We start from the raw sequence: 6,000 nt of genomic DNA, 5'->3' as shown, positions 1-6,000 counted from the left end.
AGCCCAGCTACCAAAGGCGGGCAACCGCAAGCAAGCTCGATCCCTACGCCGAGAAGCTGGCCACCTGGTTGGTCATCGAGGCAACAAAATCGCGGAAACAGCGGCGCACTTTGAGGCAGATCCACACAGACTCAGCCCAAAAAGGAGAAAACCAAGAACTTATCCACATCGTGAGCACCTTCTGCTCACAAAGAGTGTGGGTCAATATTCGATGGAAAACTCGGGTCAGACTTCAGTGGAATTCAACACGCCGGGCTCCAAAGCCGTGCTGGACACCGAGAAGCTGATGAAGCGAAGCGCTGAACGGCTTAGGCGCGCTCAGGCCAACCCATTTGACCCAGCGCACGATGACGTGGCCGATCACCCCGATGACGAGCCTTTGATGTGACTAGGCCGCCCGGCGCAATTTGGCCGGAGCCTTTTTGGTCGCAGGCTTCTTGGCTGCAGCTTTCTTTGCCAGCGCTTTCTTGACCGGCGTTGCAGCCGCGTCGCCCCTCATGCTGCGCCTCAGAAGCTCGGTCAAGTCCACCACATTGGAGGGACTGCGTGCCACTGCATCAGCACCAATTTTTTCTACCTGTTCCACATGGCCTGCTTTGGCCTTGTCTTCCACCAGTTTCATGACTTGATCGTGGAAGGTATCGCGGAACTTGTCCGCACTCCAGGTGGAGCTCATTTCTTTGATGAGCTGCTTGGCCATATTCAGCTCGGCGTCCTTGATGCCAGCCTCCTTGATGCCTGAGGGAGGCAATTGCAGCGCTTCATAGGATCGAATCTCGCCGCCCCAACGCAGGAGATTCAGAACCAATGCCGGGCCGCAAGGCATCAGCAATGCAAGGTGCTGCTTGTTGGAGATGACCACTTTGGCAACCCCTACCTTGCGGGTATCCGCCAGTGCCTCCCTCAACAGCGCATATACCTTCTGCCCGCGGTTAATGGGCGCGGTGTAGTACGGTTTCTCCAGGTAAACAAAGGGCACTTCATCAATCGGAATGAAGGCTTCTATCTCAATGGTCTGCGTGGTCTTTGGGTAAGCCTTCTCAATTTCTTCCTTACTCAAAAGGACAAACTGGCCGTCCTCCCACTCGACACCTTTGACGATGTCGTCCATCGTCACTTCTTTGCCGGTCTTCTTGTTGATCCGTTTGTACCCAACAGGGTCCATGGACCTTTTATCGATCATCTTGAAGTTCAGGTCACTCTCGTCCGTCGCTGAAAACAGCGCAATTGGCACATGGACCAAGCCAAAGCTGATGGCACCTTTCCACAGCGACCTGGTGGAAGTGGGAGCCTTGCCTGCATCAGGGTTGGCTTTGGGGGCCATCACTAACCTTTGGATTTGGACGGATCAGCGCTACGAGGGTAGGTCCGCTCTTCTTCAAACGTTCCGTCGGCGCGGTGGATCTTCACCGAGGCGGTTTTGTCTGCCATGAATTCCTTGGTAGCAGCCAAGATTTCTTCCTTCGTGGGCTTGCTGATGGACGCGCGACCAGCCCCTTGCCGGGTCAGGTCCCAATGCCCGTCGTGTGTCTTGATGTGATAGTTGTCCATACGATCTCCTTGAAAAATAGCATCGTATGGCTCAGGTTTTCTGCTGATTTGTAGGACACACCATATGGAGCAGGTCAGCTCAGACCCGCAAAGGCAACTTGAAGTTCAAGTACGGGTCCGACCCTAGGCCGCACCTAGCGCCACCAAGGGCATTCGCAGGGAACGCTTAGAGCCCTTCATATGACGTCCCTGCAATTTCATTGAAGTAATAGCCACCCTTGTCATCCTTGTCCAGACGAAGCAGCACATAGCGCGAGCCTTCGTAATACTGGGCCTGAATCAAGAACTCCTGCGTCCCATCGTTATCAATATCCACCGTCCAGACCTTGCCGGGTTGATAGCTCTCAACGTCTGGTGGCATGGTCACTGTGATGAACGACACCGATCCGTTGTCACTCGTCATCACAAGCGACCAGTGATCAAGTACGTTGCACCCTGTTGCGGCCAGCCAGTGCGAAGGCTGTTGGTCGTCCGGCGATATTTTTACTCTCATCGGCAGCAGCGCGATGTCGAGCATGGCGCCCTCTGTGTATCCGCACTGCTCAAGACCTTTAGCGCTGAACTTATTGACCCAGGAAAACAACCACGGTAGCTCCCGCATTTTTTCAGCGCGGTTTTCATCGGTCACGCTAATCCAACCCTCATGCTCTTTCAGATACAGATCCAAAGGAGCTTCAAAACCCATCAACCCAATGACGGGTTCAGATTTGTGCGTGCGGAATTGATTGCGAGCAACTCGGTCAATCTTTTGCCCCAGAAACAAGCACGCATAGTTCACGTACGCGAGCCGCTCGCCAAGCCACTGGTAAGGGGTATCGAAGGTGCGGTCTTCCGCCTGCACATCGCTGCTCACAATCCACCAAGTCTTCTGGGTCAATGCTTTGGGTAGCGAAATATCGCTAGCCTCCGAAAGTGGCCTCTCGCCATCCTCAGGCTCCGGGCCCTCGTTGCGAACGTGCTCTCTAAAGTTGGGCTGCAAACATAAATCCGAGGCGTCGATGAGTACGTGCCCTGCATGCTTGAAGCCGATGAACACCTTCTGCTCGGGGATGTCTGTTAGTTGCAGATGCCAAGGTTGCTCAATCGCAACAAAGCCGGGGGAGTCCATTTGAACCACAGGCACGGGCGGCACCTTCATTTCCCTGAAGTGTTGAAGCCCCGCTACACAAGCCAGCCCGACACACACCACCATCAACAGGACGATGCCGCTTTGACGGGCAGAACCGCGTCCGCAGGGTATGTCACGAGGGGGTTCAATCTGATGGTTCACAAACAGCTCCGGGGAATGCGTTAGCGGACGGACTGTAGACAGATGACGACAAAGAGGCCAATAGCGTTTTGGCATCTGCACATACGCATCTCTCATACGGAGAATGAACACAGACCAAGCGCCAGGCGCTTGCAGATAAACTCCCCGAACAAAAGGGAGGATCGTTTCATGACCACAAAACCAGCACGTCAACGTGCAGGCTACTTCTCAGCCACCTGCGTACTGGCGGCAGTGCTCCAGCTCAGCAGCCTGCCGGCATTCGCCCAAGCGGCCGCACCGGCCAGTGCCCAAATCACTTCGCGCCTGGACCAGGTCAGCAAGATGCTGGCGGGCGCCGCGTCTCGCGATGCCAATGCGGTGTGGGATGCGAAGACGGAGATTGAAGAGCTGCCTTACCCGGCCCGTGGCGACCGCAAGCTTGCGCGGCGGCTGAACACCACAGCGCTGGAAAAGTTCAAGGCTGACCAGATGGCCGATTCGGCGGCTGATTTTGAGAAGGCGCGGCGGGCTGATCCGTCTGACCAGGAGATCGCCAACAACTACGGCTACATGCTGTACCGCTCGGGCAAGCTGCCTGAGGCGGAAGCGCAGCTGCGCTACACACTGGCGCTGGCGCCGGCACGGGCTGCGGCCTGGGCCAACCTGGCGGAAGTGTTTGGGGCGCAGGGGCAGGTGCAGCGTTCGGCGGATGCGTTTGTGGTGTCGCACCGCTTTTCACGCAACCCGGATACGACGCGCCAGTACATTGAAAAATTTGCCGCGTCCACGACGGATTCGGCGGGCCTGAAGCAGGGCGCGGCGCAGGCGCTTTCACGCCTGTTCCCGGCTGCGGGTGCGAACGGCACCAGCGCTGCTGCCGCGCAGCCGCTGGCCAGCACGGCGGCTGAACGCAATGCGGCGGCGCAGGCAGAGATGGCGGCTGCCACCGGGGCCGCCACCAGCACTCCGCCGGCTGCCGGCCGGGTTCCGCCTGCCGCGGATGCGGCCAAGGCGGCGCCGGTGGCGCTGGCGGATCCGTTTGCGCGGCTGCTGTCGCAGTTGCCGAATCCTGAAGTGGCGGCGCTGTTCCAGGCGGCTTCCAAGGGCAACGCGGGTACGCGTGAAGAGTTGCTGCGCATGGCCAATGCGGGCAATGCCCGTGCGCAGCATGCGGTGGCGATGATTTACAACAACGGCCTGGGCGGCGTGGAGGTGAACCACGAGCTGGCGAACACCTGGTACCGCAAGTCGGCCGATGCGGGCTTTGTGCTGGCGCAGGCCAGCCTGGCGTGGAACCAGCACAACGGCATTGGCACGCCTGCGGACGCGGCGCTGGCGTTTGAGAACTACCGGCGCGCGGCGGAGCAGGGCCACCCCTATGCGATGAACAACGTGGCGGTGATGTACTACCGGGGCCAGGGCACGCGGCCGGACGTGAAGGCTTCGTTTGACTGGTTTATGCGGGCGGCGGAGGCGGGCCTGGCGCGGGGTGCGCACAACGTGGCTTCGCAGCTTGAAAGTGGCAACGGCCAGCCGGCGGACCCACGCAAGGCGTTTGCCTATTACCTGTCTGCCGCGACGGCGGGGTTTGCGCAGTCGCAGTACAAGGTGGGCCATGCCTATGAGTACGGCTGGGGCGGCTCGCAAGACAAGGCGGCCGCGACGGAGTGGTACAAAAAGGCGGCGCTGCAGGGCCTGGAGCCGGCCAAGGATGCGCTGAAGCGGCTGGGCGTGACTGACTTTTAAAGCGGCGACCGCGGATCACATGGTCCCAAGTCGCCCTTCCCCCAAAAGCAAAAAGCCCTGTCACCAGGGCTTTTTTTATTCCTATCTATATAGAGAGTGACAAGCCGCCGCAGCAGTAGCAGCGGCGGAGGTGCTACACCCCCCAAACCACCTCATGCCCGGACTTGAGGTTGCGCTGCAGCATGTCGATAAAGGGCACAGCGCGCTGGCGCAGGCCGAGGCCGTCGCCGGGGACGACGCCGTCTTCGGCATTGGCGTCGTGGGCTTCTTCATGGGCGATGGCCGCCTGCAGGGCGGCGATGGCGGCGGGCATCTGCTCGGGCAGGATGATGCCTTTGGGGGCGGGGTCTTTGCCGATGATTTCGAGGACCTTGCGGCCGTTGGCTTCGAGCATGATCACATCGCCGGCGTCTTTGGATTTGAATTTGTAAAGCATGGATGGCTCCTCAAGTTGTGCTGACAGGCCATTATGGAAAGTTTTGAGCGACTTTTGTGTAGGCAAGTTTCACCATTTTGGCCCCTGAGGGGTTTGCGCGGGCCTGGGGCGGGCGGGTGGCGCGGCTCAAGCAAAATAGCGGCCTATGTTCAATATCGCCACTGTCCCCAAGTCGGCCCGCCAGGCGCTCAGCCAGGACGGCCTGAGTTTGTTGAACCCGGCCGAGCTGACGGCCACGCTGGAGCTGGGCGCGGCCTGGGCGCCGGCCTGGCAGGCCTTGGTGCCTTCGTGGGACAGGCTGCCGCCGGATGCCCACCTGAAGGACGGCGGGCATTACCGCAAGCGCCGGCACTCCTGCTTTGTGCAGGAACTGGCCACGGGCACCCTGGTGCAAACGCCGCACCGCGCGCACTGGCAGCCGACGGACTACAACGCGCTGCACGGCGGTTTTGAGCGCTGGTTTGAGCCGGTGGAGCCTGCCGTGGCGACGGCCGCGGCCTGGACGGACTTGATCAGCGGCCTGGGCCGGCTGTTTGCCCAGGTGCAGCCGGCCGGGCGCTGGCATATTGAGGCGCACCAGTTCCGCATCGACACGGCCGGCGGCGTGGGCCGGCCGACGCCGGAGGGCGCGCACCGCGACGGGGTGGACTTTGTGGTGGTGATGATGGTGGGCCGCCACGGCGTGAAGGGCGGCGAGACCCGGGTGTTTGATGCCAACGGCCCGCACGGCGTGCGCTTTGTGATGCGGGAGCCGCTGACGGCGCTGCTGCTGGACGACGCGCGGGTGATCCACGAGACCACGCCGATACTGCCGGCGGACGATGCGCCGGGTACGGGATTCCGGGACACGCTGGTGCTCACTTACCGCGCATCCGGCTTTCAGGCACCCTGACGCCTGCAGGCGGCCCGGCAACGCCGGTTCCGCGGCCCCGAGTTCGGCAGCCTAACGCGGCGGGGTATTCACCAATGGGGGCCGCGGGACTGGCTTTGCCAGACCGCAGGCGCCGCCCCTTGAGGG

7 protein-coding genes are annotated in these 6,000 nt (G+C 60.8%); 3 read left to right on the top strand and 4 right to left on the bottom strand.

Annotated elements, in window-relative coordinates; genetic code table 11:
* Window positions 1-388, top strand: a 388-nt coding sequence (locus AC1DXS_RS01425; protein ID WP_477735805.1) for a hypothetical protein, incomplete at its 5' end; no start/stop codon positions are given.
* On the opposite strand, the gene ku is transcribed toward AC1DXS_RS01425, so the two are convergent.
* The 3 genes from ku to AC1DXS_RS01410 form a co-directional block, all read right to left on the bottom strand.
* Entirely contained in the window at window positions 389-1,324 is a 936-nt protein-coding gene (gene ku / locus AC1DXS_RS01420) for a non-homologous end joining protein Ku (RefSeq protein WP_477735798.1), read from the bottom strand.
* 2 nt (window positions 1,325-1,326) lie between these two features.
* On the bottom strand, window positions 1,327-1,551 hold the full coding sequence (locus AC1DXS_RS01415) for a DUF2188 domain-containing protein (RefSeq protein WP_477735797.1): 225 nt from the start codon (window positions 1,549-1,551) through the stop codon (window positions 1,327-1,329).
* 166 nt (window positions 1,552-1,717) lie between these two features.
* On the bottom strand, window positions 1,718-2,821 hold the full coding sequence (locus AC1DXS_RS01410; protein ID WP_477735796.1) for a hypothetical protein: 1,104 nt from the start codon (window positions 2,819-2,821) through the stop codon (window positions 1,718-1,720).
* A 168-nt stretch (window positions 2,822-2,989) separates the two neighbouring features.
* Here AC1DXS_RS01410 and AC1DXS_RS01405 point away from each other — a divergent pair, with 168 nt between their 5' ends.
* Entirely contained in the window at window positions 2,990-4,546 is a 1,557-nt protein-coding gene (locus AC1DXS_RS01405; protein ID WP_477735795.1) for a tetratricopeptide repeat protein, read from the top strand.
* 133 nt (window positions 4,547-4,679) lie between these two features.
* On the opposite strand, the gene AC1DXS_RS01400 is transcribed toward AC1DXS_RS01405, so the two are convergent.
* On the bottom strand, window positions 4,680-4,982 hold the full coding sequence (locus tag AC1DXS_RS01400) for a DUF1840 domain-containing protein (protein ID WP_436156923.1): 303 nt from the start codon (window positions 4,980-4,982) through the stop codon (window positions 4,680-4,682).
* Window positions 4,983-5,127: 145 nt separating this feature from the next.
* Here AC1DXS_RS01400 and AC1DXS_RS01395 point away from each other — a divergent pair, with 145 nt between their 5' ends.
* Entirely contained in the window at window positions 5,128-5,874 is a 747-nt protein-coding gene (locus AC1DXS_RS01395; RefSeq protein WP_477735794.1) for a 2OG-Fe dioxygenase family protein, read from the top strand.
* Window positions 5,875-6,000 lie beyond the last annotated feature (126 nt).

It is taken from the genome of Polaromonas sp. P3_B1 (assembly GCF_056402935.1).
The sequence above is the reverse complement of the archived record's forward strand: the minus strand, read 5'-3'. Positions and strand labels throughout refer to the sequence as shown.

What these genes read in the sequence shown, in the direction of transcription:
- ku (WP_477735798.1), bottom strand. Translation starts at nt 1,324, where the DNA reads ATGGCCCCCAAAGCCAACCCTGATGCAGGCAAGGCTCCCACTTCCACC.
- AC1DXS_RS01415 (WP_477735797.1), bottom strand. Translation starts at nt 1,551, where the DNA reads ATGGACAACTATCACATCAAGACACACGACGGGCATTGGGACCTGACC.
- AC1DXS_RS01405 (WP_477735795.1), top strand. Translation starts at nt 2,990, where the DNA reads ATGACCACAAAACCAGCACGTCAACGTGCAGGCTACTTCTCAGCCACC.
- AC1DXS_RS01400 (WP_436156923.1), bottom strand. Translation starts at nt 4,982, where the DNA reads ATGCTTTACAAATTCAAATCCAAAGACGCCGGCGATGTGATCATGCTC.
- AC1DXS_RS01395 (WP_477735794.1), top strand. Translation starts at nt 5,128, where the DNA reads ATGTTCAATATCGCCACTGTCCCCAAGTCGGCCCGCCAGGCGCTCAGC.